Here is a 26348-nt window from a genome sequence, read left to right as displayed (position 1 = left end):
AAAAAAAATTGTCTTAAATCGCTGTTCTATTTCACTAAATGTAAGGTTTTGGGGCGATCGTCATTGCTAGAAGGCTTTTTCAGCCGACGAAGCAATCTTACAACTATCGGTACCAGCAAACGCATTATGATTCCCGCATGCGCGAGAATGACGACCGTGTTAAAAAAACACAAAAAAGATTGTCACTAATCACTTTTCTATTTCACTATTCGTAAAGTTTTTGGGGCGATCGTCATTGCGAGAAGGCTTTTTCAGCCGACGAAGCAATCTTTCATGCTGATATGCTTGCTAAAAAGACTGCTTCGTGCCTCGCAATGATGATAATATTTAGTCTTTAGTCTTTTAAATTTTTAGTAGCATTTAATCAGAAGTCTTAAATTTTGCAACCGCATTAAGATTCCCGCATGCGCGAGAATGACGACCGTGTTGCCATTATGATGTTGCTACAGGCTCAAAAAACACCTAATCAAATTAAAAGCGAATTACACCATGCCTACTTACTTATCATTAAAAATACAATTGCAGCCAATGTAGATCCTATAATTGGTCCAACAATTGGTACCCAGGCATAACTCCAATCGCTGTTTCCTTTACCTTTCATCGGAATTAAGAAATGTACAATCCGCGGACCTAAATCCCGTGCAGGGTTTATCGCATATCCCGTTGTTCCGCCTAAGGCCAAACCAATTACCCAAACTAAAAATGCAACCGGTATAGCACCCATTGAACCTAAACCGATAGGGGTAACGGTTTCTTTGGTGCCCATGCTTGCATCTGTAAAATAGAAAATCACAAATATTAAAACAAAGGTGCCAACAATTTCTGAAGCAAGATTGGAAACTTTATTTCTAATGGCCGGGGCAGTTGCAAAAGGCGCAGCTTTTAAACCAGGATCTTCTGTGGCATCGAAATGATCTTTGTACATCAGCCAAACCAATAGCGAACCTGTAATGGCACCAGCAAGCTGTGCCATAATGTAATATGGTACTAATGCCCAGCTAAAGCCTTTGCCAATAGCCAAACCTAAGGTAACAACGGGGTTTAAATGCGCCCCACTATAGGGGCCGGCCACCACTACACCAACAAAAACAGCAAGTGCCCATGCCGTTGTTATCACCATCCAGCCGCTGCTATTACCCTTAGTATCTTTAAGCACAACATTCGCTACAACGCCATTTCCTAGAAGAATCATCAGTGCTGTTCCAATAAATTCTGCGAGATATACATTCATAAAATTAAATTCTTATCGGTTTAAATTTTGCTAATTAGTCTTCTGCATTTACCCTTGCAGCTTTTACGGCCCTATTCCAGCCTTTTATCCTGGCTGTATTGTCTAACCCTTCTTCGGCAATAAATGTGCTGTCAATTTTCCATTGTGAGCGGATCTGATCTATGCTTTTCCAAAAACCTGTAGCCAATCCGGCCAGATAAGCAGCACCAATGGCGGTTACTTCAGTAACTTCCGGTCTGATTACTTTACAACTTAACAAATCAGCCTGAAATTGCATCAGCAGGTTGTTGGCTGTGGCCCCACCATCTACCCTAAGCTCAGTAATGTTTACGCCTGCATCAGCCTCCATGGCTTTTAAAACATCCATGGTTTGGTAGGCAATGCTTTCCAGGGCCGCCCTGGCAATATGCGATTTGTTAGTCCCCCTGGTTAACCCTGTAATGGTTCCTCTCGCGTGCTGGTCCCAGTGTGGCGCGCCTAAACCCGCAAAAGCAGGTACAACATAAACGCCATCCGTATCTTTAACTTTTTTAGCCAATGTTTCTACGTCTGCGGATTTGGAAATCAATCCCATTTCATCCCTGAGCCATTGTACAACTGCACCACCAATAAAAATACTTCCTTCCAATGCATAATTTACTTCGCCGTTAATTTGCCATGCAATGGTTGTAAGCAGGTTGTTTGCCGATATTTTGGGTTTTGATCCGATGTTCATCAGCATGAAACAGCCAGTTCCGTATGTGTTTTTTACCATCCCGATTTCGGTGCACATCTGTCCGAACAACGCCGATTGCTGATCGCCTGCAATACCAGCTATAGGTATTTTGGCGGCTAAAATTCTTCCTGCTGTTTGACCATAAACTTCGCTTGATGATTTTACCTCTGGTAACATTGATTTTGGGATAGAAAACAAGGTAAGCAACTCCTCATCCCAACTTAAAGTGTGAATGTTGTAAAGCATTGTTCGCGATGCATTGGTTACATCGGTAACGTGTTTTTCTCCGGCTGTTAATTTCCAGATCAACCAGGTGTCGATAGTACCGAAAGCCAGTTTACCGGCGTCAGCTTTTTCTCTGGCACCGGCTACGTTTTCAAGTATCCACCGGGCTTTCGTGGCCGAGAAGTAAGCATCAATGATCAATCCTGTTTTTTCCTGAATTTTAGGTGCTAAACCCTGCGCTTTAATTTCGTCGCAATAGGCAGAGGTACGCCTGTCTTGCCAAACAATTGCATTGTAAATGGGCATTCCGGTTTCTTTATCCCATACCACCGTCGTTTCGCGCTGGTTGGTAATGCCAATAGAATCGATATCGCTTACGGTAAGGCCTGCTTTAACGATAACTTCGGTTACCACAGCCAATTGTGTAGACCAGATTTCCATCGGATCGTGCTCCACCCAACCAGCTTTTGGGTATATCTGTGTGAATTCTCGCTGGGCAATGGCAACAATCTCGCCATTGTGATTAAAAATGATTGCTCTCGAGCTCGTGGTTCCTTGATCGATAGACAGGATGTATTTACTCATAACTGGAAATTTGGTTAGTGGGCTAAAGCCGTATCGGTTATTTTATTTGCTGACTGGTAAATGTAACCGTCGGCTAATTTATTAAAAGTTTCAATTTGATTTTGTTCCCAATTTTCATCTGCCGATAATTCTTTGGCAAGGATTGAAGCTACTTTTGGTGCCATATCTTTAGCAGCCTGTGCATCAATAAAAAGTATGCGGAATCTTCTGCTTAAAATATCTTCTACAGTTTCTGCCATCTCATTTCTGGCAAACCAAAGTACTTCTGCTTCAGTATAGGGAAAGTTTGTGGTGAGTTTAACACCGAGACTTGGATTTTGTACAATTAAAGCCTCAATTTTACTTCGATCTGATCCATAAATGTCTAAATAATGATTTCCTTTAATCGCCTGGCTGCCATGGATGCTCAAATTTTTGGTTACGCATGCTTTCGGTTCCAATCCGGCATGTGTAATGGCCAGATTAACTGTTTCTTCAGCCATTCGGCGATAGGTGGTCCATTTTCCCCCGGTAATGGTAATTAATCCTTTGGCCGAAACAATCAGTTTATGGTCTCTGCTGATTTCTTTTGTACTGTTCCCTTCACCATTTGTGGGAGCCGCCAAGGGCCGAAGACCTGAGAAAACACTTAATATATCTTTTTCCAGCGGTTTACGGTTGAAATAGCTGGCCGCAGTACCCATAATAAAATCTACTTCTTCTTTTAGGGCCCTTGGCTCAAGATTGTGTTCATCCAAAGGGGTATCGGTTGTACCCACCAGTAAATGTTCGTGCCAAGGCACAGCAAATAAAACACGGCCATCCGACGTTTTAGGGATCATTAAAGCCGATTCACTGTTTAAAAAGCTTTTATCCAAAACTACATGTACGCCCTGACTTGGGCGAACCATTTTCTTCGAATTGGGGTTATTCATCTTCAAAATATCATCAACAAAAACCCCTGTGGCATTAATAACTACTTTGCCATTATATTTTGCTACCGTACCAGTAATTGCATCTTCAGTTTCGATGCCGGTAACGGTTTCGCCATTTTTCAGCAAAGCGGTAACTTTTGTATAATTAAGCAATGATGCACCCTTTTCCATTGCTGTTTGTGCAATATTGATGGCGAGGCGGGCGTCATCAAATTTTCCGTCGTAATACCTGATGCTTCCCTTCAAACCTTCCGCTTTAATGCCTGGCATCATGGCCAATGTTTCTTTTTTAGAAAAATATTTAGATTTGCCGAAACTGTATTTTCCGGCCAGCCAATCGTATAAAGTAAGTCCGGTTAAGTATTTTGCAACAGAGAACCAATCGTAACAGGGGATAAGAAATTCCTCTTTGTTAACGAGGTGATTGGCATTTTGCTGTAATAATCCTCTTTCTTTTAATGCATGCCTAACCAATCCAATATCGCCCTGCGCAAGATAACGTACACCACCATGTACCAGTTTGGTGCTGCGGCTTGATGTTCCTTTTGCATAATCCGATTGCTCAACCAAGAGGGTTTTAAGGCCTCTGCTCGCGGCGTCAAGTGCTGTACCTAGCCCTGTAGCCCCACCACCAATGATAATTAAGTCCCAGTTTGTGTTTTCCGCGATATGTGGTTGATGTAATCTTTTCATTATTGATTGTAAAGGTAATAAAACGAAACAATACGCAATTATAAGAAATCGTAATCGAAATCATATAATATGTATGTTAAAAATTTATTAATTATTTCTTTAAAATATTTTAAAGAATGTTTTTATTGCTAATTTGCGGCACGTTAATTAAATATACTATGATGAATTTGGCTGAAAGGCACCAGTTTATTTTAAGTCGCCTGCAACGTGATCAATACATAAACGTGGTTGATTTATGTAAGGAATTGAAAGTGTCGTCTGTTACAATAAGAAAGGACTTAAAACTGCTGGAAGATAAAAGCCTGTTGTTTAGAACGCATGGTGGAGCTACAGTAAATAATCCGTACACGGTAGACCGGCCTGTTAACGAGAAAGAAAAAATACAATCTACCGAGAAAAACAAGATAGGTATTGCCGCAGCGGCTTTATTGAATGATAATGACTCTATTGTTATTGCCTCGGGTACTACGGTATTGTATTTTGCTAAAAATATTACACCAGCTACAAATTTAACGGTGGTAACCTCTGCGCTTAATGTTGCTTTGGAATTAATGCGTGAGCCCAGTATAGAAGTGATTCAATTGGGTGGTTTGCTGAGAAAAAGTTCATCATCGGTAATGGGTGCTTATGCTGAGGCAGGTATTGCAGGATTTTTATTTTAACAAACTGTTTTTAGGGGTTGATGGAATTGATCTTGATTTTGGTTTAACCACTACAAATGCGATGGAAGCACATTTAAACCGCAAAATGATCGGTGTATCTCAAAAAACAATTGTACTTGCCGATTCTACCAAATTTGGTAAAAGAGGCTTCGGAAAGATATGCGGATTGGAAGAAATAGATCATATTATTACAGATAAAGGAATTTCTGAACAAATTGTTAAACATTTAGAGAGTTTAGGTGTTACTGTTACTATCGTGTAGCGCATTCCACGCCAACGGTAAATCCCAAACATTATAATTTGAACATGGAAAAAAAACGAATACACATTTTAGAGGATGATCAGGAGATCAGAAACGTTATTGAAATTCTGTTAAAGGAAGAGGGTTTTGAATTACAGCTTTCATCATCTTTTGCAGAATTAAAGAAGAATATACAGGATGCAATGCCTGATCTTTTCTTACTGGATGTAATGTTGCCAGATGGAAACGGAGCAGAAATTTGTGAAGATTTAAAAACGGATATTTTCACTAAACACATCCCGATTATTGTAATGTCTGCACAAAACAATAGCGAACAAAAAGCTATTGATGCATTTGCCGATGATTACATTAGCAAGCCATTTGATATTTATGATGTTTTGGAGCGTATTAATGCGCAGCTGAAAAGAAGTTCAGAGAATAGAACAAAGGTTTAAGGTATTATTATACGCATAAAAAAAGGGAAGCTTTAATTGGCTTCCCTTTTTTTTATAGTCAATTTTTAGGCCTGTTTCACATCCTGCGCCTTATTAAACATCACAAAGCGTTTGGAGTTACCTACGCGTTGTGGTACCGAAGCATTGGATACAATGGCATAATCTTCTGTATGCTTATTGATAAATACCCCTGCTCCGATAATGTTGTGGCTCCCGATGGTGATATCTTCTTTCACGGCAGAATTAATACCTAAAAAAGAATTACTGCCAATGGTTACATTACCTGCTAAAATATTTCCTGATAACAGCACATTGTGCTGCAAAGTAGAATGGTGACCTATGCGGGCACCAATAAGCATACAATTATTGCCAATGGTTACAAAAGGCTGTATATCGCAGCATTGATCAATAAAGGTATTGTTGCCCATTACCAGATCGGGCCAAACATTTGCTTTTGATGAGATATAATTGGCGAAGGTATAGCCCAAATCACTTACTTTATTGTATACGCTCTGTCTGGCGCTGTTTCTGCCTATGGCAATGTGCATTTTGTGGTGATCTGGAGGAAAATCTTTAATCACCTGGCTAAGGCTTAGTATTGGCAACTTTAAGAGCATGCTTCCGGCTGGCGGAACATAAGCATCATCAACACAAAAGGCAACAACCTGGTAGTTGCTATCGTTCATAAATGAATAGCAAATAAACTCGGCCATTTTTCCTGTTCCATAAATAATAACTTTCATATTTTTTTGGTTTTCACTAATTTATACATTAAAGCACTGTTTAAACCGGTTAAAAGCATACTGTACTTATTTTGGAAAATGCTGTTTACAGCTTTACAATTGTGTAACACGGTCTTCCGCTTTTCATATTCGCCTGCCTGTTAAACGATTTATCACCTTCATATTCCTAATATTCTCCTTTTTAACTAAAATGGCAGGATATCACATTTATCTTTCCCAATTGTTTTTTTAGCAAATGCGATGTGAAACTGCTTTCACAACAATTGGTGATTTGAGCCATAGGTAAGGCAGAAAGTAGTGAACAATGCAGCAGCGGATAGAAAATAATGCAAATTAGTCTACTGGAAAGACAAATTTTTTAGTGTTTATCAGAAAAAAGGATTTTACACACCAGAAAAAATGTAGTATTAAACAGCTTTTTTAAATGTTAAATCATTTTTCGGCATTTTTTTATTTTCAGCAGTAATTTTTAAAACTGTTTTGCTCTTTTCTGAGTAAAAATCGGCCGCATAATTTTCACATCTTTTGTTCCGGAAAATTCACAAATCGTGTGTAATGTGTTAATGCGTTATTTAAAATGTTGTGCATGCTGCCTATAATTTATACAATTTAAATACAACCTAGGAGAGTATATAAAACATTGAACCTTAATTCCCTAGCTTAGTTCTCAATAAATCAAACGTAAATTAAAACATTACTTCAGTTATGAGAAAAGTAATACTATTAATCGCCATATACATATGTATCAATACGGGTTGTGCCCCAAGGAGAGACCTGGTATATTTTAGTAATCTGGCCAAACAAAGTGGTGAGGAGAAGTTGCTTGCGCAGGAAGTAAAAATCCAGCAGAATGATCTTTTAAGTGTTTCCATTAACAGTTTAAACCAAGAATCGAATGTGCTTTTTGCCGTAAATACCAAAAACCCAAGTTCGGATAACAATTATAAAATAGAAGGTTACCGGGTAAGTAAGGAAGGGATGATTAACCTGCCTGTTGTAGGCAATGTTAGGATGGAGGGTTTAACCCTTGAGCTAGGCGCAGGCCACCATCTCCAGAGAACTGGATAAATATGTTAAAAAGCCTGTGGTAGATGTACAACTGGTTAATTTTAAAGTAACGGTAATTGGCGAGGTTAACAGGCCATCAACATTTACTGTGCAGGGTGATAACATTAACTTACTGGAGGCATTGGGTATGGCTGGCGATATGACAGTGTATGGCAAAAGAGAAAATATCCTGGTAATTAGGCAGCAGAATGGACAGAGGGTAATGAAAAGGTTAAACCTAAACAACCAGGACGTGATGAATTCTCCATTCTTTTACCTCAAGCAAAATGACGTGGTTTACGTAGAACCAGATAAATCGAAAGCGATCGAATATAGTCCGAATACCCGTATTATGCCTGTAGTAATTGCTTCTATATCTGCCGTTGCGGTATTAATTACAGCTGTTCTTCGTCGCTAACGTCTCTTAAAATACTATATCATGCTTAAACAAAGTACAAATGTTGGTGCAAAAGATTTTGCAGAAACTATAACCAGGTTTGCCAAAAACTGGCATTATTTCTTAATCAGTATATTGGTTTCTATGGCTGCGGTATATACGTTTTTGTACATTACGCCGCCAAAATATAAGGTAAGCAGCACTTTATTGATCTCTGATGATAAAAACGGTGCCGCAATGTCTAACAGCACAGCCTTTAGCGATCTAAACATGTTCCAAACGGTTAAAACTGTTGATAATGAGATAGAAATTTTAAGATCGAGGGATTTAATTTTTAAGGTGCTGAAAAAACTCAAGCTGGAAACTTCTTATTTTAAAAAGCAAGGTTTTAGAGAGAAAGAGTTGTATGGTAAAACTGCTCCGATAGTGGTTACCGCCATTAGTTTAAAAAACGGTGCTTATGCCAGAAAAATCAATGTTTCTTACCTGGATGAAATTTCTTACCTTTTTCAGGATAGCTTAAGTACCAATATTGTAAAATATGGAGATACCATCCACAACAAAAATTATGCGGTTAAAATAGATAAAGGACCAGCTTTTGGTACTGAATTCGGTAAAATAAGGTTGCAGTTTAAAAACCTTTATAAAATGACAGAGGCTTACAGCTTGGTTTCGTTAAAAATTGTTCCTGTTGTTAAAGATGCCAATACCATCACCATCAGTCTTAATGATGCGGTTCCGCAAAGGGGCATAGATATTTTGAACGACCTGATTGAAACGTACAACATTAATAATGTAAACAATAAGAACGCCATTGCCAGAAATACCATTAAGTTTATTGATAACAGGTTAAAATACCTGGTGGCCGATTTATCTGGTACTGAAGAAGATGTAGAGAGTTACAAACAGCAAAACCGCGTTACGGATATCAATATGGATGCACAGATGAATGCTGCACGCTCAGGAGAATATAACCAGTTGCTCGAAAATTCATCTGTACAATTGCGGATATTACAATCAATAGAAGGCTATTTTAAAGGCAGGCAAAGTCAGTTTACGCTCGCACCAAGTGCGATGGGCTTAAAAGATCCTATCCTTAATTCATTGATTTCTAAATTTAACGACCTCCAGTTGGAGAGAAATAGAATGTTGCGTACTGCAAATGCAGAAAATCCATTGGTTTTAAACCTCACTGAGCAACTGGCTACGTTAAAAAACAATATTTTAGAAAATTTATTGAGCATTAAACAGGGCTTTGTTATTGAAAGGAGCAACCTTCGGTCTAATTATTCTCAGTTCGACAGTAAAATTAAGTCGGTGCCAACAATAGAACGTGGTTTGATAGAAAGAAGCCGCGAGCAAAGTGTAAAATCTGGTTTGTATAAGTACCTTTTACAAAAAAGAGAGGAAACTGCCCTATCACTTTCTGCTACAGTGCCAACCTCTCAGGTAGTGGATAAACCGGCTTACAATACCATTCCGGATAGTCCGAAACAACCACTATTCTATTTATGTGGCTTTATTTTTGGTTTTTTCGTACCAGCAGGAGCAATCTACGTAAAAGGGTTGTTTAACAATAAAGTTCAGGATGCGAGTACCATCGAACTAACCGGGGCCAAAATGCTTGGCGAACTTTCCCATAACCTGGATAAAAGTACCATTGTTTTTCAAAAAGATAACCGCTCCACCATATCAGAACTGTTTAGGTATATCAGAATGAATTTAGGGCTGATGTCTAACAATATTGAAAACAGGGTAATGCTGGTTACTTCAAGTATGAAAGGAGAGGGTAAAACATTTTTCAGCGTTAACCTTGCCACTACTTTGGGTATGCTGGATAAGAAAGTGGTTGTGCTCGAATTTGATTTGAGGAAACCCGATCTTTTAAATAAAGTTGGTTTAAAGCAAACTAAAGGGCTTACAGATTATTTGATCAGTGATTCTGTTTTTTTAGAGGATATTATTAAGCCAACTGCTGTTTCTGATCATATTTCGGTAATTGGCTGTGGTAAATCGCCCGAAAATCCTTCGGAAGTAATGATGAGCCCTAAAATGGATTTACTCTTTGATGAACTGAAAGAAAGATTCGATTACATCATTATCGATACTTCTCCGGTTGGCCAGGTAGCAGATGCATTTAGCCTTGCCGAATACGCCGATGTAAGCATTTACCTGGTTCGTTATAATTATACCAATAAGTATCAACTGGCCATATTAAAAGATATTTGTGATAACAATAAGCTTAAAAACCCGATGGTTGTTTTTAACGACGCCAAAAGGGAAAAAAACCAAAAATACAGCTATGGAGGTTACGGTTATGCCATGGCAAACTAAAATCACCTTGTTTTAAAAGAGAATAACCTTACCCAATACCAAATAAAACGTCCCCAAACGATTTAAAATTTTTAACTGGTTAACTGTTTAAAGCGGTTAATTGGTTACCGTAAAATGCATGTTGCAATAAACCGGTTCCCGCAATTTAATAATAACAAACAATCGTCATGTAAGTGATATAGCGAAGCTGTATCCAACGGACAGATTGAACAATTTAGCCTTCAAAAAAACATAAAACTTGTTACCTACTCCATGTAAGTGATATAGCGAAGCTGTACCAAATAGACTGAAAATTAAATTAATAATCCCTCAAAAATGGAATCCTCAATTAACTACAAACCCTCGTTCGCAAAAAAATGGTTTGTGATTTATACCCGTCCCCGCTGGGAGAAAAAAGTAGACCGGTTACTGCAAGAGCAAGGCTTCGAATCTTTTTGCCCGGTGCGTAATGTGGAAAATCAATGGGCAGACAGGAAGAAAATAGTAAGTCTGCCGCTTTTTACCGGATACGTGTTTGTAAAAATCGACGAAAGAGATGGCTATAAAATCAGGTATACACTTGGTGTATTAAATTTTATCAACTATATGGGTAAGCCTGCGGTAGTGCGCGATAGCGAAGTAGATAAGCTGAAACACATTATGGAATCATACAATGATGTTGATGTGGTGAGTTTAACAGGTGTATCCAAAGGCGATCGTGTTCGCATTAGTAACGGGCTTTTTCATAACCAGGAAGGAGAGGTGATCCAGATTCAAGGTAAACATGTGCTGATGTCTTTCGATCATTTAGATTGCGCAGTAGTTACCAGAGTGCCCTTAAGTAATTTAACATTAACCGCAAATACCCAACAACATTATGTATAGTAATGAAGAAAACCTGAAGATGACGGTAATTGGCCTTGGCTATGTTGGTTTACCGCTGGCAGTGGAATTTGCAAAAAAATACAAGGTTTTTGGCTTCGATATTAACCAGGCCAGGATAGCGGAATTGAAATCGGGTTACGATAGTACTCTGGAAGTTAATGAAGCGGAACTGAATGATGTGCTCACTTTTGAATGTACAACTTTAAAGGGCTTATACTGTACAGATGAAATCGAAAAATTACGCAGTTCTTCAGTGTACATTGTTACCGTACCAACCCCGGTTCTATAAAAACAACAGACCTGATTTAACCCCGTTGTATAAAGCAAGTGCTGTTGTGGCCAGGGTTTTAAAAAAGGGCGATATAATTGTTTATGAATCAACCGTTTATCCAGGTGTAACTGAAGATGAATGTGTGCCGGTTTTAGAAAAGGGATCGGGCCTGGTTTTCAATAAAGATTTCTTCGCCGGTTATTCTCCAGAACGGATTAACCCTGGCGATAAGCAGCATACTGTAGCCAATATTTTAAAAATTACTTCAGGATCTACTCCTGAGGCTGCAGAAAAGATAGATGCTTTATACCGCTCTGTAATTACAGCCGGAACTTTTAAAGCTTCATCAATAAAGGTGGCCGAGGCTGCCAAGGTAATCGAAAATGCGCAACGCGATATTAATATTGCCTTTGTTAATGAACTGGCTATGATTTTTAATCAGCTCGATATTGATACTGGCGAGGTTTTGGCTGCTGCGGGCACAAAATGGAATTTCTTAAATTTTAAACCAGGTTTAGTAGGTGGCCATTGTATTGGAGTAGATCCATATTACCTGGCACAAAAGGCACAGGAAGCAGGTTATCATCCTGAAATTATCCTGGCTGGAAGGCGGGTAAATGATGGCATGGGTAAGTACGTGGCAGATCAGATTATTAAAGAAATGATTGCCAGAAATATCCACATTGTAGGTGCCGAAGTGCTTGTGCTTGGGTTCACCTTTAAAGAAAACTGCCCTGATGTACGTAATACCAAAGTGATCGATATCGTTAGGCGTTTAGAGGCCTATAAAGTAAAGGTAGTTATCCATGATCCATGGGCAAATGCAGATCAGGCCAGTCATAGTTATGGGGTTATCTGCGAAAATGGCTCCTCTAAAACCAGAAAATACGATGGTATAGTGCTTGCAGTAGCACATAAAGCTTTTAACGATTTGGATATAGCCGAATTGCGTAAACCGACATGTGTGGTGTACGACATTAAATCGGTTTTGCCAGCATCAATGGAAACCGTTCGATTGTAACATCATGAGTTTAACATATAAAGCGCGATCGGGCATTATATGGTCGATTGGGCAGCAGTTTAGTGTTAAATTCATCAACCTGTTCATAACCATTGTATTGGCCCGTTTGTTAAGTCCGGCAGAATTTGGCTTAATTGCCATGCTCTCCATATTTATTGCCGTAGGCAACTCCTTAATGGATAGTGGTTTAACCTCGTCTTTAATCAGGACAAGAAGGGCAGGGCAAAAAGATTTTTCTACCATATTTTTTTTTAACCTGTTGGGCAGCATCATTGTGTATGGTGTTTTATTTGTTGCCGCACCTTTAATCGCCGCCTTTTACAAACAGCCCGCACTTACCGATATTGTTAGGGTTTATGGCTTAACCTTTTTAATTAATGCCTTTTTTAGCATCCAAAGTACTTTGCTAACCAAGGAAATGAAATTTAAGCTGCAAACCGTTATTCAGATCCCTGCTGTTATACTGGGCGGATGTTTAGGGGTTTACCTTGCTAAAAATGGTTATGGCACCTGGAGCCTGGTTTGGATGAGCTTTATTGAGTGCAAGCATTTCTACAGCATTGCACTGGTATTATTCGGATTGGCGGCCAAGGTTGATTTTTAATAAAAGAAGTTTTAGCAGGCACTTTCATTTTGGTTACAAGATGACGCTTTCTGGCTTGCTTGATACTGTTTACCAGAATTTATATACGGTAATTATTGGTCGGTTTTATGCGGCTGCACAGTTGGGTTTTTATGCAAGGGCCGATAGCTTAAGTCAGTTGCCCATCGGTATAATCTCCACCGCGATCAATAAGGTTACCTATCCCATGTTTTCAACCATCAGCAATGATGATGTAAAGCTTAAAATGGTATATAAAAGGCTAATGCAACAGGTGCTGTTTTGGAATGCACCGATCCTGATTTTTTTGGCCCTTATTGCCCATCCATTGATTTCGCTGCTTTTAACCGATAAATGGTTGCCATCTGTACCATATTTTCAGATTTTATGCTTAGCAGGCATTTTATATCCTTTACATGCCTACAACTTGAATATTTTAAAGGTTAAAGGGCATAGCGGGCAGTTTTTAAAACTCGAAGTTGTAAAAAAGGTGCTAAGTGTAGTCGGGATTATCTGCGTTATCCCTTTTGGGATAATGGGACTCTTATATTTTCAGCTTTTTTTTACCGTTTTCGCCTACTATATCAATTCAACTTACAGTGGTAAACTCATTAATTATCCATTAAAAGAACAGCTTTCGGATATCGCACCTGCTTTAACGCTATCCATTCTGTTGGGTTTGGGCTGCTTTTATCTCGATCATTGGTATGTAACGCACTACACCATCCACAACCTCCTCCGGATTATTGCTTTAAGCATAATCTATGGAAGTTTTTACCTCGGTATAAGCAGCAGTTTCCGATTGGCTGCACTAATTGATTTTAAACAATTAATCCTTAAACAATGATACCTGTAACCAAACCCTTTTTGCCTAAACAGGCAGATTTTAAAAGCTACGTAAGCAGCATTTGGGCCAGACAGTGGCTCACTAACAATGGTCCTTTAGTAAACGAACTGGAGTTAAAGTTGCAACAATACCTTGAGCTGCCACATTTGTTATATGTTACCAACGGAACAATAGCTTTACAGTTGGCCATACAGGCTTTAGAAGTAAAAGGAGAGGTAATTACTACACCATTCTCATTCGTGGCCACAACCAGCAGCATTGTTTGGCAGGGTTGCAAACCAGTTTTTGTGGATATAGATGAAGATACCCTGAATATTGATCCCAATAAAATTGAAGCCGCTATTACGGCTGATACCACCGCAATACTAGCTACCCATGTGTTTGGAAATCCATGCGATATTGAAGCGATAGACCGCATTGCGAAAAAACATGGATTAAAAGTGATTTACGATGCTGCACATTGCTTTGGTACCAAATATAAAGGCAAATCTATTTTCGCCTATGGCGATGTTAGCACAACAAGTTTCCATGCCACCAAATTGTTTCATACCATTGAAGGTGGTGCGGTATTTACGCAAAACCCCGATATTTTAAAGAAAATGGCCCTGATGCGCAATTTCGGTTATAGTGGGGTTGATACCTTTTCGGAAGTGGGTACAAATGCCAAAAACTCCGAATTTCATGCGGCTATGGGCTTGTGCAACCTGCAGCACATCGATCAGATCCTTAGTAAACGAAAAGAGCTGTGTTTGCATTACGAAATGCGTTTGAATAAGATTGAGGCTCAGTTTCAGGTTATTCAACCAGATACCGATTTTAATTATGCTTATTTTCCTGTAATCTTTAGATCTGAAGAAATTATGCTCGATTGCATGAAGCAACTGGAGTTGGTACAGGTGTATTGCAGGCGGTATTTCTACCCATCTTTATCAGCCCTGCCTTACATTGATAAAATAAATATGCCAATATGCGATTCAATTTCAAAACGCATTATGTGTTTGCCATTGTATCATACCCTAACAAGTTCCGATCAGGATCTTGTGGTCAGAATTATTTTAAGGACTCAAAATTACCGCAAAAAACAAGTTGTTAAGCTGGCCGACTACGGAACCTTGGTTAATGGCAGCTTAGGCATAGCGGTTAACGGCAATTAACCAGGCTGCAATGAAGAAAGAAGACAGTACCGAAATAATGGTGAGCATTTTTTGCATAACCTATAACCACAGTAAATTTATTGCCAAGGCACTTGATGGTTTTTTGATGCAGCAATGTAATTTCAATACCGAAATCATCATCGGAGACGATTGCTCTACTGATGGCACAACTGAAATTATTGATGCCTACGCAGCCAAACATCCTGGTAAAATTAAAAGGTTAAAAGCACCGAAAAATATAGGTGCCACGCAAAATGTTATCCGGGTTGCATTGGCAACAAAAGGTAAATATGTGGCCACTTGTGATGGTGATGATTACTGGTCAGATCCAAATAAGCTGCAAAAACAGGTAGATTTTTTAGAAAATAATCCTGATTATATTATGTGCTGCCATTATACACGCGAAATTAATTTTGATGATACTGAACTGTTTTACATGAACTTTAACCCCGTTCCGTTAACGTATAGCTTTAGTGATTTAATGATTAATAAACAGGTAGAAACAAGTACGGCAACCATTGTTTACCGCAATACAGAAGCGATTAGGGAATTATATAAAAACGAGTGGTTTTTGAAGTGTCATGCATGCGACAAATTTTTAAAGTTGTATGCAACATGGGTTAGCGGAAAAAAGATTTATGTGCTACCTGAGGTGATGAGCTGTTACCGCAGGCATGGCGGGGGCATTTGGAGCCCTGTTGCGTATGTACCGTTAAAGAAAATGCAGTTGAGTGATTTCTATCTCATCGCCAGGATTTTTACTTATACCGGGTTACAGAAAGTTAAATTACTGTATTTCTATTTCAAAAAATATTTCCTTTTCGAAGTGAAACATAAAACAATTGGAAACGCTTTCCAAACCATTAAAACCATTGTAAACTGACGCCTGATGAATACTAAATTATGCTTCGTAATCAACAGTTTAGAAGGTGGTGGCGCAGAGCGGGTAATTAGTAATATCGCTAATAAATTTTATATCAAAGGTTACACTGTTACAATGATTTGCCTCAATACAGCTGAAGTTAAATATAAGATGGATAGTGGGGTAAAAATCGTAAATCTGGTAAACAGGAAAAACAGTCAAAATTTTTACAATAGGTTAAAATATGCCTGGTTGACGTTTTATAGGTTAATCTTAATTTTAAAAAGAGAAAAGCCTGCCTGTACCATTTGTTTTATGACATCAGCCAACCTTTGGGCGGGATTATGCTGCCTTATTTTGCGACTTCCTTATCTCGTTTCTGAAAGGATTACACCCGACTACACGATAAACAAATACAACAAATTATTGCAGTGGATTTCTTTCAAGGTTTACAGCAAATCGAAAGCAATTGTATTGCCTGCAGGAGAAATGGGCAAAGGGTTTAAGCGCAACAAACTGTTCAAAACCCTTAAAAACTTTAAAACCATTCATAATCCGGTCAATAATTTTAAACAGGCTACTGCTGCAATGGTAAATCAAAAACGTTTTATACTGGCAGTTGGCCGTTTAAATCATCAAAAGGGTTTCGATTTATTAATTGATGCCTATAGCCGTATGCAGCATACAGATGTGGATCTATTGATCTCCGGAGTGGGGCCTGAACAAGCCAGTTTAGCGCAGCAAATTGTTGCCTTAAAGTTGGAAGATCGGGTGAAATTAATTGGTTTTAAATCTAACCTTCAGGATTACTATACGCAAGCTGAGGTTTTTGTGCTTTCATCAAGAAATGAAGGTTATCCAAATGCACTGGTAGAAGCAATGGGAATGGGTTGTGCCTGCGTTGCAATGGATTGCGAATTTGGTCCTTCAGAAATTATTAACAATGGAATTAACGGCCTTCTTGTTGATAAAGAAGATGTAGCAGCACTTTCAGAAGCGATAGCTAAAATACTTAATAACAATTTATTAAGAAAAAATATTTCTGAAAAAGCAAAGTTAATTAACGAAACAAATTCAATCGAAAGAATTTCTGCCAATTGGGAACAACTCATCATGTCATGACGAAAAAAATAATGTTTCTCCTTTTGTTGTTCGCGTATGTTTATGCAACCACATTCAACATCTTCATGACGGGTGTATTTAGAATCCCGGCGCCTATGGTTTTCCTCGCGCCGCTAATCTATTTCTACCGAACCGAAGAAAAATCTTTCCGTTACGGCAAAGAATTGTTTGTTTTCTTTATTGCAGCACTGTTTTTTTACTTAATTGGTCAGGCAGATGTAACAGGCTTTTTTGCCCTTTTAATCGTTGCAAGTTGTTTTGCATTGCTTTTTAACTATGTAATTGGCACCGATCTAAAACGCATGAATATTGCAGTTTGGTTTTTCTTTGGTGTTTTATTGCTCTCAGGAATAATTATGTTTATCGATCACCAGTATAATATGGCACCCATCAGGTCGCTATTGGTGCAAGAAGATGTATTACAGGCACCGGCAGGTATTTCTACCACCATTTTTACTTTTGGTTATCAAATGGCCGCTTTAACCCCTTTTTTGGTCATTAATGCCATATTATTTAAAAGAAGCTGGTTAATTAACCTGTTGTTATTTGGGTTGTCGCTCTGCCTGATTTTCTTTGGCATGCAGCGTTCGGTTCTGGTTGCGTTTGCAATAGTAACCGGGCTGTTTTTTTTAAGCTATTACAAAGCCAAGTCAGTTTTAATCTTTGGTGCTTTATGTGCGGTATTTTTCATAGCCCAAAGTTCGATAGAGCAGTTTTCGGAAGGTAAAAAGCAACAGAATATTCTAAATAAAAGTGCTGAAAACGCAAAAGGAAAAGAAGAACGTGGTGATTTAATGGGTGAAAATATCGAAATCATTACCGATTATCCTTTTGGTTTATTGTTTTATGGTAAAACCTGGAATGATGTGGTACAGCACAATTTTGTATACAAAAAAGGGCCTATCGTAATTACCTCTCATAATGCTTATTTAATGTTTATTACCTATTTAGGGCCTCTATTGGGTATTATTTTGCTTGTTTTATTGTACCGAAAGGTTGGCAAGATCATTTTTTACGCCTTTTTGCACATCAAAGATAAAAAGAATGCTTTGCTGGTTTGCTTAAGCTGTTCATTTATAGCCATATCGATTAACTCGTTTTTTCATAACGAATGGTTGCTGGCAACAAGCGGGCCTACCTTATTTCTCTACTTTGCCATTTTACAACTTTCAAAAATAAAAATGGAAGACCCACTTCTGGTCGAATATAATTAACACAATTAAATTGACGAATATGAATATCCCATTCTCTCCGCCTTATATCGATCAGTCGGTTATTGATCAGGTATTGGAAACACTTAACGATAAATGGATTACCACCGGACCAAAAGTTAAAGCCCTTGAGCAGGAAATTAAAGTAATTACAGGTACTGATGAGGTAATCTGTGTAAACTCATGGACATCGGGTGCTATATTGATGTTAAAGTGGTTTGGTGTTAAAGCTGGCGATGAAGTAATTGTGCCTGCTTTTACCTATAGTGCTACAGCATTGGCAGTTATGCATTGCGGCGCAACGCCTGTAATGGTAGATGTGTTGGATGATTTTAACATCGATCCTGAAAGGGTTGCTGCGGCCATAACCTCAAAAACAAAAGCCATAATTGCTGTTGATATTGCAGGCTGGCCTTGTGATTATCCAGCTCTTAAAGAGTTGATTAATCGGTTCGATATTAAGAAAAAGTTTAAATGTAAATCTGATAAACAAGCTTTGCTTAAACGAATCTTATTGATTTCGGATGCAGCACATTCTATTGGTAGTTTGTATTACAATAGGCCTGCTGCACAGATGTGTGATGTAACCATATTTTCTTTCCATGCGGTTAAAAATATCACAACGGCCGAAGGTGGTGCCATTTGCTTAAATCTTCCGTCAGCATTTGATCCTCAGGCAGAATACAACTATTTAAAAATGTATACGCTTAATGGACAGAACAAAGATGCGCTTTCAAAATCGAGAGGTGCCGGCTGGCGTTACGATATTCTATTTCAGGGTTTAAAGATCAATATGCCAGATATTTGCGCCGCAATTGGCTTGGCACAGATCAGGAAATATAACCAGGAACTTTTGCCACAACGGAAAAAAATTGCACAGCAATATTGTGATGGCTTTGAAAATGAAGATTGGTTTATTGCCCCGCCTTTAGTAAGTACCCAACGCGAATCCTGTTACCACCTTTTCCCCCTACGGGTGAGCGGTTTAAAGGAAGAACAGCGCGATCAGGTAATCGATGATCTGGCTTCTTTAGGTATAGCAAGCAATGTTCATTTTATCCCGATGCCAATGCTTACACTCTTTAAAAATTTAGGTTACAAAATTGAAGATTATCCAATGGCCTACCAAAATTATGCCTGCGAAATCTCTTTACCCATTTACCCGCAGTTAACAGCATCAGAATTAGAATTTATCATTACTTCGGTAATCAGTTGTGTGCAAATTCAGTTAAATAGCCATTTAGCACTAGATGAAGATGGTTTTTCTAAACACAAACAAATGGCAGTAGCATCATGAAAATAAACAAGAAAAGAATATTCGACGTGGTATTTGCAATCTTCTGTTTGCTATTGTTCAGTCCGCTTTTAATCCTGATTGCAATTTTAATTAAACTCGATTCAAAAGGACCGGTGATTTTTAAACAGATCAGGGTTGGCAGAAACATGAAAGATTTTCATTTGGTTAAATTCAGAACCATGTATGTAACACAGCGCAGCGATAGCCTGTTAACTATTGGAAACCGGGATAGCCGCATTACACGCATTGGCTACTGGCTGCGCAAGTATAAACTGGATGAGTCTGCCACAACTTATGAATGTTTTAAAAGGGCAGATGAGTTTTGTGGGGCCAAGGCCTGAAGTACGGAAATATGTTAACCTCTATAATGAAGAACAACGTTACGTATTATCTGTAAAACCGGGCATTACCGATTGGGCTTCAGTAGAATTCTGCAATGAAAACGAACTCCTTAAACATGCCGAAGATCCAGAAACGTATTACATCGAAAGGATTATACCAGCAAAAATTAAACAGAATATGCGGTACATCAACGAACACGATATTCTAACTGATTTTAAAATTATCTGGCTAACGATTAATAAAATTGTGATCAACTAAAATAGTATGTACGCGTTACAAAATATTATTAACGAAGATGTTAAGCAGAAAAAGAAAGTCTTTTTTGTGCTTAGCTCACTAACCTCTGGTGGATCGGAAAGGGTATTCTGGAATTTGGCACAAGGCTTCAATAAAAACCGTTTTGATGTAACCATCATTATCCTTGATTCTACGGTAAACTGTTTCTCGATGGATTTACCAGGCGTACGTTTTATTGATTTAAAAACCAGAAAAGCTTCAAAGTCGTTTTTTGCCCTTTACAATGTATTGAAAAATGAATCTCCGTATGCTGTTTTTTCTACTACGGATCATATAAACATTCTGGTTTCGCTTGTTGGCAGGTTTTTAAAAATCCCGATGCTTATTGCCCGTGCATCTAACATTCCGCACGAACAAAGGCTGTATGAAGGCTTTAAATCAAGGTTTTATGAACTTTTTGCCAGTGCAAGTTACCGGGGCTATAAACAGATTGTTTGTCAATCAAACGAAATGAAACAATCGCTGGTAAATACCTATCGCGTTAACCAGCAGCTCATTAAAGTAATTGCCAATCCGGTTTTGCCGACCAGTAAATTAAAGGAATTTAAAACACCCGATAAGATTTATAAATTGTTGGTAGTGGCGCGTTTCGCCCTCGAAAAAGGCCTGGAAAGATTGGTTGATATTATGGCTGGTCTGCCCGAAAATTACCACCTCGATTTTGTAGGTACCGGAGTACTTAAAGAGAAGATTGCCGCTAAAATTCGCGATTTGAAACTCGATCATCGGCTTAAAATAATAGGAGAAATTAAAAACATTCACGAAGTAATGGTACAGCATGATTTAATGGTGCTGAGTTCTTACACTGAAGGATTTCCTAATGTTGTTTTAGAAGCCCTTACCGTTGGCCTGCCTGTGGTAACCTTTAAAGTGAGCGGCATACCGGGATTAATTTTAGATGGTTTTAATGGTTATGTTATTGAACAAGGCGATTTAGCCGGGTTTAGGGCAAAAATTATCCAGGCCTGCACAAAAGATCACTGGAAACCTTCCAAAATAAGAGAAAATGTTTATCAAAAATGCGCACTCGATAAAATCAGTGCAGCATATGAAGAATTAATCAGTTAACCATCTTAATTTTTATTGTTATGTGTGGAATATACGGCACAACTATACCTTACTCAGACGGAACAATCCGCCAGAAAATGGCAAGGATCAGTTTTCGTGGTCCCGATTATACAGGGGTTCAACGCTACGATCAAGTTGCTTTTGCGCATAACCGCCTGGCAATTATCGATCTTGATGCCCGCTCAAACCAGCCGTTTTCCTATTTGCATCTTCGTATTGTTTTTAACGGAGAAATATACAATTACAAAGATATCAGAAGAGAATTAGAACGTAAAAACTACCAGTTTAGCACCAGTTCTGATACCGAAGTAATTTGCGCTGCCTATTTAGAATATGGCGCAGCCTGCCTTACCCGTTTTAACGGAATGTTCGCTTTTGTAATTTACGATACCCGAAAAAATGAACTTTTTGGTGCAAGAGATCGTTTTGGCAAAAAGCCATTTTATTATGCTCATCACCATGGATCGTTTGAATTTGCAAGCCAACCATCACAAATTAGTATAGATAGGAGCTTAACTGTTGATGAAGATGCCATTAGCCAATATTTAATCTGGGGATATGTACCAGAGCCACAATCTATTTTTGCGGAAGTAAAACAGCTGCCTGCGGCAAATTATTTTACTTACGATCTGGGCAGCCATAAAATTAAAATTACCGAATACTGGACACTTGATTATGGATGGAAGAACAAGTTTACAGGCACTTATGATGAAGCAAAAGAGGCTTTGGAACTGATCCTTACCGATGCTGTTAAAATCAGGATGAATGCAGATGTGCCACTTGGTGTTTTTTTATCAGGCGGGATAGATTCGTCGCTTATTGCTGCGCTGGCCACGAAAGAGATCGATCATGTTAAAACTTTTTCTATAAAATTTAACGAAAAAGGTTTTGATGAAAGTGCTTATGCAACACACGGTAGCCAAACATTTAGGCACCGATCACCATACAATTGAATGCAATTATGATGACGGAATTAAGCTGATTGAAAACTTTAACCGTTACTATGATGAACCTTTTGCAGATTCGAGTGCCATACCAACCATGCTGCTCAGCAAAAATACCAGGCAGCATGTTACCGTTGCCCTTAGTGGCGATGCCGGTGATGAAGCCTTTTTGGGTTACCACCGTTATAAATGGATTAAACAGGTAAATAGCCTGTTTTACGCCCCACATGGCGTAAGAAAAGCGTTGGCGGGTTTAATTAATCACTCGCCAAGCTACCGCCATAAACTTATTGCCATGGGCATATCGATGGAAGATGTAGAAAAACTCTATGTAAAAATGTTCGGCAATATGGAAAACTCATGGGTAAAACAACCCGATTTAGCAAAGTTTAATCCATTGATGCATATTCTCACCAATCCATCCAAACCGTTATTGGAGCGGATTTCTGATTTTGATATTAAAACTTATTTAAATGGTGATATCAATACCAAAGTAGACCGTGCATCAATGGCATTTTCATTGGAATCGCGTTCTCCTTTAATGGATTACCGGGTAATGGAATTTGCAAGGAGTTTGCCCACTTCCTTTAAATATACCAGCGGAAACCAAAAACGGATTTTAAAAGATTTATTGTTTGAACGGGTGCCTGCACAGTTGTTTGATAGGCCAAAAGCGGGTTTTACCATGCCGTTTCAAAATTGGTTCAGAAATGAACTTAAAGATTATGTAATGGATAATTTATCAGCAGATAACCTGAAAAACATTCCTGGCATCCGCTTAAAAAGAACACAGGAAATTATTAACGAACACATGAGCGGGAAGTGGAACAGGTACCCTCAAATATGGAAATTGTTGGTGCTTTCGCAATGGCTGATTAAAAATAAATCAACCACCCGTCAAATTCCATTAGTAGCCTAATATGATGAATGCAACAGTTAACCTTTTCAATAAAATTTTTGCTGCTGATAAATGGAATATCGGCTATGTGCACCAAACGGCAGAAGAGCTTGATCAGGACTAAAAAGCTTGCTCCATCCATCAACTGGTTAAAAGAAGACCGCGTAGATTATGCTGCAGATCCTTTTGTGGTAAATGTAAACGATAAACCTCGGATTTATTATGAAGAACTCGATTTCTGGAAAGGCAAAGGAGAGAGATTATGGTAATTGATGGTTTTGATTTTAAAAATAAACAGAAAGTAAAGGGTATTAAACCTGGTCAGATTCATTTATCCTATCCGTATTTAATTGAAGAAAATGGTGTTTTGTACTGCATCCCCGAAACCTCCGCAGGAAAGGAAATTGCGCTCTATCAAATAGATGAGGAAAACCCCAGCCAATTGATTAAAATAAAAGTATTGGTGAGCGGAAAAGCTTTTGTAGATAGTTCTGTCATTTACCATGCCGGTAGCTATTGGCTTTTTACCAGTGTATCCGGAGATCATCATCAACTCTACATTTACCATTCAAAAACTTTGGATGGCCAATATTACGGGGCATAATCTAAATCCTATCCCTGTAGAAAGGGAGTTTTGCCGGGCTGCCGGCAATCTTTTTAAGGTTGGTGAATCACTTTATCGGCCAACGCAGAACCCAAGCAATTGTTATGGGGGATCAATTATCATCAACGAAATAGAAAAACTTAATGAAAAGGAATTTAAAACTAGCCTTAAGTTCGAAATATTACCTGATAAAGCCTACAACCAGGGATTGCACAACATAAGCTTCGCTCAAAATATTATCGTAATAGATGGCAAACGCAAAGTACTCAGTATGATAATGCCCTTTAAGAAGTTTGTAAGGAACTTTAAAAACAGATAAACAACCGAATGACTATCGCTCCACAAAAAATAATTCTCATTTCACTTACTGATGCGCCAAATGGTGCAGAAAATGTACTGTTAATGATGGCTAATGCTGCTGGCGGAGAAATGTACTTTTTAAAAAAACATCCTTTTTCTGGACTCAAAATTTCTGAACAGATTACTAAGCGATACCTTTCAAAGCATACCATTTTTTGGGGTTTTATTAAACTGACCCCTATGCTAAGAAAATTTAAAAAAGATGATGTAGTAATGAGCACGCATCCTTATTTAAATGCCTTTTTAGGTTTTTTAAAAAGAATCGGTTACCTCAAATCAAAATTGATTGTACGCGAATGTACGTCAGTATTTACCCGTTTTAGCGGAATTAAAAAACGCATATATAAAATTATTTACCGCATGGGTTACCCAGCGGTAAATTTAGTGGTTTGCCAAACCGAACTAATGAAAACACAGCTATTGGAACATAATAAATTCCTGGTTGAAGGTAAGGTACTGGTGCAGCCAAATCCGGTTGATTTTGATAAAATTATAGCTAAATCTACCCAACCGCTGATTAATGGTGATGCAAAACTCGAATTTATCTGCTCGGCAGGCCGGCTGATCCCTGAAAAAGGGTTTCCGGTTTTGATAAGAGCTTTTAAATTGCTAAAGCAGGCGCATCCGGAAATGAAATTACTTTTATTGGGAGAAGGAAAAGAAAGAGCAGTACTCACCAGCATTATCCAGGAAAATAATTTAACGGATTCGGTTTTTTTAAAAGGACAAATAGATAATCCGGTCCCGTATTTTAAACAGGCTAAACTTTGTGTAGTATCCTCTATAAAAGAAGGTTTCCCAAATGTGCTGTTAGAAATGATGTCGGTAAACAATGCAGTGGTGGCCACACTTTGCGCCGGGGGAATTAACGAAATTCCGGCCATTGCCAAAGTGGAGGTAGACAATGTAGAAGCACTTGCCGAGGCGATGGGTAAAACACTTAAAGGCCAAGCAAATCACAATGCTGAAATCACCATGCAGTATTTGTATGGCCGTAAGCCCGAAATATTTGCGCAATCTATTCTGAGTGCGCTAAAACAACAAAACTAAAACCCAAAAAATATAAACAATTATTACCGCATTGCTAATGGGATGCATTCTTGCGTCCCGAAAAAAACGAAAACTAAGCCCTTTGAACGGGCAATTCTTAACAGTTTCTCAAACTCAAACTTTATGAAAATTTTAATTACCGGTACAGCCGGATTTATTGGTTTCCACCTGGCAAAACGCTTATTGGAAAGGGGAGATGTTGTTGTTGGCGTTGATAACATTAACGACTATTACGATGTAAACTTAAAACATGCCCGTTTGGCCCAAAGTGGTATCGATCATCATGATCTTGTTTATGGCATCCCTCAGGTTAGTGATAAATATGAAAATTATACTTTTATAAAATTGGACATCTGCGATAAGGAAAGCCTGGAAAACTGTTTTAAAACCTACCAGTTTGATGCGGTATGTAACCTGGCTGCTCAAGCTGGTGTACGCTATAGTCTTACCAATCCAGATGCATACATTGAAGCCAACATTAAAGGTTTTTTAAACGTTTTAGAATGTAGCCGCCATTTTAAGGTTGGTCATTTATTATATGCAAGTTCATCCAGCGTGTATGGCTTGAACAAAAAAATGCCTTTTTCGGCACATGATAATGTAGATCATCCGGTTTCATTATACGCCGCCTCTAAAAAGAGCAACGAATTAATGGCGCATGCCTACAGCCACTTATTTAATTTGCCAACTACCGCGTTGCGTTTTTTCACCGTTTATGGTCCGTGGGGCCGCCCGGATATGGCTCTTTTTTTATTCACCAAGGCAATTTTGGAAGGTAAACCGATCGAAGTTTTTAATAATGGGGAGATGAAGAGAGATTTCACTTATGTGGATGATATTATAGAAGGTATCGTAAGAATATTCGATCAGCCTGCACAGCCAAATCCGCACTGGAACAATCAAAATCCTGATCCGGCAACCTCTGCAGCACCCTTTGCTGTATTTAACATAGGAAGGGGAGCACCCGTTAACCTGCTTGATTTTGTAGAAGAAATTGAAAAAGAAACCGGATTAACTGCACAGAAAATTTTTATGCCGATGCAGGATGGAGACGTAGCAGAAACATCGGCAAATATTGATGATCTTAAAAACCTGCTCAATTATGAACCATCAGTATCCGTGCATGAAGGTGTGAAGAATTTTGTAAACTGGTTTACAGCTTTTTACCACCCAGATTTACAGGTTTCGCTCAAAACAGCATAACATGCAATTTGGTTTGTCATTTATTTGTAAACTAGGTGTATAATAAACTACTATATATTGAATAATTAAATCTTCATTTTACAATCTGTA

At 38.5% G+C, this 26348-nt stretch carries 28 protein-coding genes and 1 pseudogene; 25 read left to right on the top strand and 4 right to left on the bottom strand.

What is annotated here, in order from left to right; all coding sequences use genetic code 11:
- Nucleotides 1–493: 493 nt before the first annotated feature.
- Genes AC0IWE_RS09535 through AC0IWE_RS09525 form a run of 3 tightly spaced genes read right to left on the bottom strand, consistent with a single transcriptional unit; the run spans nucleotide 494 to nucleotide 4363 of the window.
- Nucleotides 494–1231, bottom strand: a complete 738-nt coding sequence (locus AC0IWE_RS09535) for an MIP/aquaporin family protein (protein ID WP_471792897.1) — start codon at nucleotides 1229–1231, stop codon at nucleotides 494–496.
- Between the two features lie 34 nt (nucleotides 1232–1265).
- Nucleotides 1266–2756, bottom strand: coding sequence for a glycerol kinase GlpK (gene glpK, locus AC0IWE_RS09530; protein ID WP_471792896.1), 1491 nt, complete (start codon nucleotides 2754–2756; stop codon nucleotides 1266–1268).
- 14 nt (nucleotides 2757–2770) lie between these two features.
- The gene (locus tag AC0IWE_RS09525) at nucleotides 2771–4363 is read right to left on the bottom strand and encodes a glycerol-3-phosphate dehydrogenase/oxidase (protein ID WP_471792895.1); all 1593 of its coding nucleotides are present in this window, start codon (nucleotides 4361–4363) and stop codon (nucleotides 2771–2773) included.
- 158 nt (nucleotides 4364–4521) lie between these two features.
- Between AC0IWE_RS09525 and AC0IWE_RS09520 the strand changes: the two are divergent.
- A pseudogene (locus AC0IWE_RS09520) lies at nucleotides 4522–5287 on the top strand (DeoR/GlpR family DNA-binding transcription regulator).
- 44 nt (nucleotides 5288–5331) lie between these two features.
- On the top strand, nucleotides 5332–5721 hold the full coding sequence (locus tag AC0IWE_RS09515) for a response regulator transcription factor (protein WP_025144721.1): 390 nt from the start codon (nucleotides 5332–5334) through the stop codon (nucleotides 5719–5721).
- A gap of 65 nt (nucleotides 5722–5786) precedes the next feature.
- On the opposite strand, the gene AC0IWE_RS09510 is transcribed toward AC0IWE_RS09515, so the two are convergent.
- A complete protein-coding gene (locus AC0IWE_RS09510) occupies nucleotides 5787–6464 on the bottom strand; it encodes an acetyltransferase (protein ID WP_471792894.1) in 678 nt (225 codons plus the stop codon).
- Between the two features lie 705 nt (nucleotides 6465–7169).
- Here AC0IWE_RS09510 and AC0IWE_RS09505 point away from each other — a divergent pair.
- The 23 genes from AC0IWE_RS09505 (at nucleotide 7170) to AC0IWE_RS09395 (ending at nucleotide 26258) form a co-directional block, all read left to right on the top strand.
- Nucleotides 7170–7532: a polysaccharide biosynthesis/export family protein gene (locus AC0IWE_RS09505; protein ID WP_471792893.1), complete on the top strand. Its 363-nt coding sequence runs from the start codon at nucleotides 7170–7172 to the stop codon at nucleotides 7530–7532.
- A 16-nt stretch (nucleotides 7533–7548) separates the two neighbouring features.
- Complete coding sequence (locus AC0IWE_RS09500) at nucleotides 7549–7929, top strand: polysaccharide biosynthesis/export family protein (RefSeq protein WP_471792892.1); 381 nt, start codon at nucleotides 7549–7551, stop codon at nucleotides 7927–7929.
- Nucleotides 7930–7950: 21 nt separating this feature from the next.
- Nucleotides 7951–10242: a GumC family protein gene (locus AC0IWE_RS09495; protein WP_471792891.1), complete on the top strand. Its 2292-nt coding sequence runs from the start codon at nucleotides 7951–7953 to the stop codon at nucleotides 10240–10242.
- A 315-nt stretch (nucleotides 10243–10557) separates the two neighbouring features.
- Nucleotides 10558–11106 carry a UpxY family transcription antiterminator gene (locus tag AC0IWE_RS09490; protein ID WP_471792890.1) on the top strand — a complete coding sequence of 183 codons (549 nt, stop codon included), beginning with the start codon at nucleotides 10558–10560 and terminating at the stop codon, nucleotides 11104–11106.
- Nucleotides 11099–11395 carry a hypothetical protein gene (locus AC0IWE_RS09485; RefSeq protein ID WP_471792889.1) on the top strand — a complete coding sequence of 99 codons (297 nt, stop codon included), beginning with the start codon at nucleotides 11099–11101 and terminating at the stop codon, nucleotides 11393–11395. The genes AC0IWE_RS09490 and AC0IWE_RS09485 overlap by 8 nt, the downstream gene beginning before the upstream one ends.
- Before the next feature lie 25 nt (nucleotides 11396–11420).
- On the top strand, nucleotides 11421–12398 hold the full coding sequence (locus AC0IWE_RS09480; RefSeq protein ID WP_471792888.1) for a nucleotide sugar dehydrogenase: 978 nt from the start codon (nucleotides 11421–11423) through the stop codon (nucleotides 12396–12398).
- Between the two features lie 4 nt (nucleotides 12399–12402).
- Complete coding sequence (locus AC0IWE_RS09475) at nucleotides 12403–13002, top strand: oligosaccharide flippase family protein (RefSeq protein WP_471792887.1); 600 nt, start codon at nucleotides 12403–12405, stop codon at nucleotides 13000–13002.
- Nucleotides 12935–13846, top strand: a complete 912-nt coding sequence (locus tag AC0IWE_RS09470; protein WP_471792886.1) for an oligosaccharide flippase family protein — start codon at nucleotides 12935–12937, stop codon at nucleotides 13844–13846. The genes AC0IWE_RS09475 and AC0IWE_RS09470 overlap by 68 nt, the downstream gene beginning before the upstream one ends.
- Nucleotides 13843–15000, top strand: a complete 1158-nt coding sequence (locus AC0IWE_RS09465) for a DegT/DnrJ/EryC1/StrS family aminotransferase (protein ID WP_471792885.1) — start codon at nucleotides 13843–13845, stop codon at nucleotides 14998–15000. The genes AC0IWE_RS09470 and AC0IWE_RS09465 overlap by 4 nt, the downstream gene beginning before the upstream one ends.
- 10 nt (nucleotides 15001–15010) lie before the next feature.
- Nucleotides 15011–15883 (top strand): glycosyltransferase, encoded by an 873-nt coding sequence (locus AC0IWE_RS09460; protein WP_471792884.1) that lies wholly within the window; start codon nucleotides 15011–15013, stop codon nucleotides 15881–15883.
- A 6-nt stretch (nucleotides 15884–15889) separates the two neighbouring features.
- A complete protein-coding gene (locus AC0IWE_RS09455; protein WP_471792883.1) occupies nucleotides 15890–16984 on the top strand; it encodes a glycosyltransferase family 4 protein in 1095 nt (364 codons plus the stop codon).
- The gene (locus tag AC0IWE_RS09450; RefSeq protein WP_471792882.1) at nucleotides 16981–18198 is read left to right on the top strand and encodes an O-antigen ligase family protein; all 1218 of its coding nucleotides are present in this window, start codon (nucleotides 16981–16983) and stop codon (nucleotides 18196–18198) included. Before AC0IWE_RS09455 ends, AC0IWE_RS09450 begins: the two co-directional genes overlap by 4 nt.
- 19 nt (nucleotides 18199–18217) lie before the next feature.
- Nucleotides 18218–19492, top strand: coding sequence for a DegT/DnrJ/EryC1/StrS family aminotransferase (locus AC0IWE_RS09445; protein WP_471792881.1), 1275 nt, complete (start codon nucleotides 18218–18220; stop codon nucleotides 19490–19492).
- On the top strand, nucleotides 19489–19833 hold the full coding sequence (locus tag AC0IWE_RS09440; protein WP_471792880.1) for a sugar transferase: 345 nt from the start codon (nucleotides 19489–19491) through the stop codon (nucleotides 19831–19833). The genes AC0IWE_RS09445 and AC0IWE_RS09440 overlap by 4 nt, the downstream gene beginning before the upstream one ends.
- Complete coding sequence (locus AC0IWE_RS09435) at nucleotides 19808–20092, top strand: sugar transferase (protein ID WP_471792879.1); 285 nt, start codon at nucleotides 19808–19810, stop codon at nucleotides 20090–20092. Before AC0IWE_RS09440 ends, AC0IWE_RS09435 begins: the two co-directional genes overlap by 26 nt.
- A gap of 6 nt (nucleotides 20093–20098) precedes the next feature.
- Complete coding sequence (locus AC0IWE_RS09430) at nucleotides 20099–21199, top strand: glycosyltransferase (RefSeq protein WP_471792878.1); 1101 nt, start codon at nucleotides 20099–20101, stop codon at nucleotides 21197–21199.
- A gap of 20 nt (nucleotides 21200–21219) precedes the next feature.
- A complete protein-coding gene (gene asnB / locus AC0IWE_RS09425) occupies nucleotides 21220–22152 on the top strand; it encodes an asparagine synthase (glutamine-hydrolyzing) (RefSeq protein WP_471792877.1) in 933 nt (310 codons plus the stop codon).
- Entirely contained in the window at nucleotides 22091–23062 is a 972-nt protein-coding gene (locus tag AC0IWE_RS09420) for an asparagine synthetase B family protein (protein WP_471793005.1), read from the top strand. The genes asnB and AC0IWE_RS09420 overlap by 62 nt, the downstream gene beginning before the upstream one ends.
- A gap of 89 nt (nucleotides 23063–23151) precedes the next feature.
- Nucleotides 23152–23310 (top strand): hypothetical protein, encoded by a 159-nt coding sequence (locus AC0IWE_RS09415; RefSeq protein ID WP_471792876.1) that lies wholly within the window; start codon nucleotides 23152–23154, stop codon nucleotides 23308–23310.
- Nucleotides 23304–23645, top strand: a complete 342-nt coding sequence (locus AC0IWE_RS09410) for a glucosamine inositolphosphorylceramide transferase family protein (RefSeq protein WP_471792875.1) — start codon at nucleotides 23304–23306, stop codon at nucleotides 23643–23645. The genes AC0IWE_RS09415 and AC0IWE_RS09410 overlap by 7 nt, the downstream gene beginning before the upstream one ends.
- Nucleotides 23545–23964, top strand: a complete 420-nt coding sequence (locus AC0IWE_RS09405; protein WP_471792874.1) for a hypothetical protein — start codon at nucleotides 23545–23547, stop codon at nucleotides 23962–23964. The genes AC0IWE_RS09410 and AC0IWE_RS09405 overlap by 101 nt, the downstream gene beginning before the upstream one ends.
- Nucleotides 23965–23972: 8 nt before the next feature.
- Nucleotides 23973–25055, top strand: a complete 1083-nt coding sequence (locus AC0IWE_RS09400) for a glycosyltransferase (RefSeq protein ID WP_471792873.1) — start codon at nucleotides 23973–23975, stop codon at nucleotides 25053–25055.
- A 123-nt stretch (nucleotides 25056–25178) separates the two neighbouring features.
- Nucleotides 25179–26258: an NAD-dependent epimerase gene (locus AC0IWE_RS09395; RefSeq protein WP_463494229.1), complete on the top strand. Its 1080-nt coding sequence runs from the start codon at nucleotides 25179–25181 to the stop codon at nucleotides 26256–26258.
- Nucleotides 26259–26348 lie beyond the last annotated feature (90 nt).

This window comes from Pedobacter sp. AC402, from assembly GCF_979252805.1.
This window is presented reverse-complemented; position numbering and strand designations above follow the sequence as displayed.

Bases quoted from the DNA above. Each gene is read 5' to 3' on its own strand.
- AC0IWE_RS09535 (WP_471792897.1), bottom strand. From the start codon at position 1,231: ATGAATGTATATCTCGCAGAATTTATTGGAACAGCACTGATGATTCTT.
- glpK (WP_471792896.1), bottom strand. From the start codon at position 2,756: ATGAGTAAATACATCCTGTCTATCGATCAAGGAACCACGAGCTCGAGA.
- AC0IWE_RS09525 (WP_471792895.1), bottom strand. From the start codon at position 4,363: ATGAAAAGATTACATCAACCACATATCGCGGAAAACACAAACTGGGAC.
- AC0IWE_RS09515 (WP_025144721.1), top strand. From the start codon at position 5,332: ATGGAAAAAAAACGAATACACATTTTAGAGGATGATCAGGAGATCAGA.
- AC0IWE_RS09510 (WP_471792894.1), bottom strand. From the start codon at position 6,464: ATGAAAGTTATTATTTATGGAACAGGAAAAATGGCCGAGTTTATTTGC.
- AC0IWE_RS09505 (WP_471792893.1), top strand. From the start codon at position 7,170: ATGAGAAAAGTAATACTATTAATCGCCATATACATATGTATCAATACG.
- AC0IWE_RS09495 (WP_471792891.1), top strand. From the start codon at position 7,951: ATGCTTAAACAAAGTACAAATGTTGGTGCAAAAGATTTTGCAGAAACT.
- AC0IWE_RS09490 (WP_471792890.1), top strand. From the start codon at position 10,558: ATGGAATCCTCAATTAACTACAAACCCTCGTTCGCAAAAAAATGGTTT.
- AC0IWE_RS09485 (WP_471792889.1), top strand. From the start codon at position 11,099: ATGTATAGTAATGAAGAAAACCTGAAGATGACGGTAATTGGCCTTGGC.
- AC0IWE_RS09475 (WP_471792887.1), top strand. From the start codon at position 12,403: ATGAGTTTAACATATAAAGCGCGATCGGGCATTATATGGTCGATTGGG.
- AC0IWE_RS09465 (WP_471792885.1), top strand. From the start codon at position 13,843: ATGATACCTGTAACCAAACCCTTTTTGCCTAAACAGGCAGATTTTAAA.
- AC0IWE_RS09460 (WP_471792884.1), top strand. From the start codon at position 15,011: ATGAAGAAAGAAGACAGTACCGAAATAATGGTGAGCATTTTTTGCATA.
- AC0IWE_RS09455 (WP_471792883.1), top strand. From the start codon at position 15,890: ATGAATACTAAATTATGCTTCGTAATCAACAGTTTAGAAGGTGGTGGC.
- AC0IWE_RS09450 (WP_471792882.1), top strand. From the start codon at position 16,981: ATGACGAAAAAAATAATGTTTCTCCTTTTGTTGTTCGCGTATGTTTAT.
- AC0IWE_RS09445 (WP_471792881.1), top strand. From the start codon at position 18,218: ATGAATATCCCATTCTCTCCGCCTTATATCGATCAGTCGGTTATTGAT.
- AC0IWE_RS09440 (WP_471792880.1), top strand. From the start codon at position 19,489: ATGAAAATAAACAAGAAAAGAATATTCGACGTGGTATTTGCAATCTTC.
- AC0IWE_RS09435 (WP_471792879.1), top strand. From the start codon at position 19,808: ATGAGTTTTGTGGGGCCAAGGCCTGAAGTACGGAAATATGTTAACCTC.
- AC0IWE_RS09430 (WP_471792878.1), top strand. From the start codon at position 20,099: ATGTACGCGTTACAAAATATTATTAACGAAGATGTTAAGCAGAAAAAG.
- asnB (WP_471792877.1), top strand. From the start codon at position 21,220: ATGTGTGGAATATACGGCACAACTATACCTTACTCAGACGGAACAATC.
- AC0IWE_RS09420 (WP_471793005.1), top strand. From the start codon at position 22,091: ATGAAAGTGCTTATGCAACACACGGTAGCCAAACATTTAGGCACCGAT.
- AC0IWE_RS09410 (WP_471792875.1), top strand. From the start codon at position 23,304: ATGGTAATTGATGGTTTTGATTTTAAAAATAAACAGAAAGTAAAGGGT.
- AC0IWE_RS09405 (WP_471792874.1), top strand. From the start codon at position 23,545: ATGCCGGTAGCTATTGGCTTTTTACCAGTGTATCCGGAGATCATCATC.
- AC0IWE_RS09400 (WP_471792873.1), top strand. From the start codon at position 23,973: ATGACTATCGCTCCACAAAAAATAATTCTCATTTCACTTACTGATGCG.
- AC0IWE_RS09395 (WP_463494229.1), top strand. From the start codon at position 25,179: ATGAAAATTTTAATTACCGGTACAGCCGGATTTATTGGTTTCCACCTG.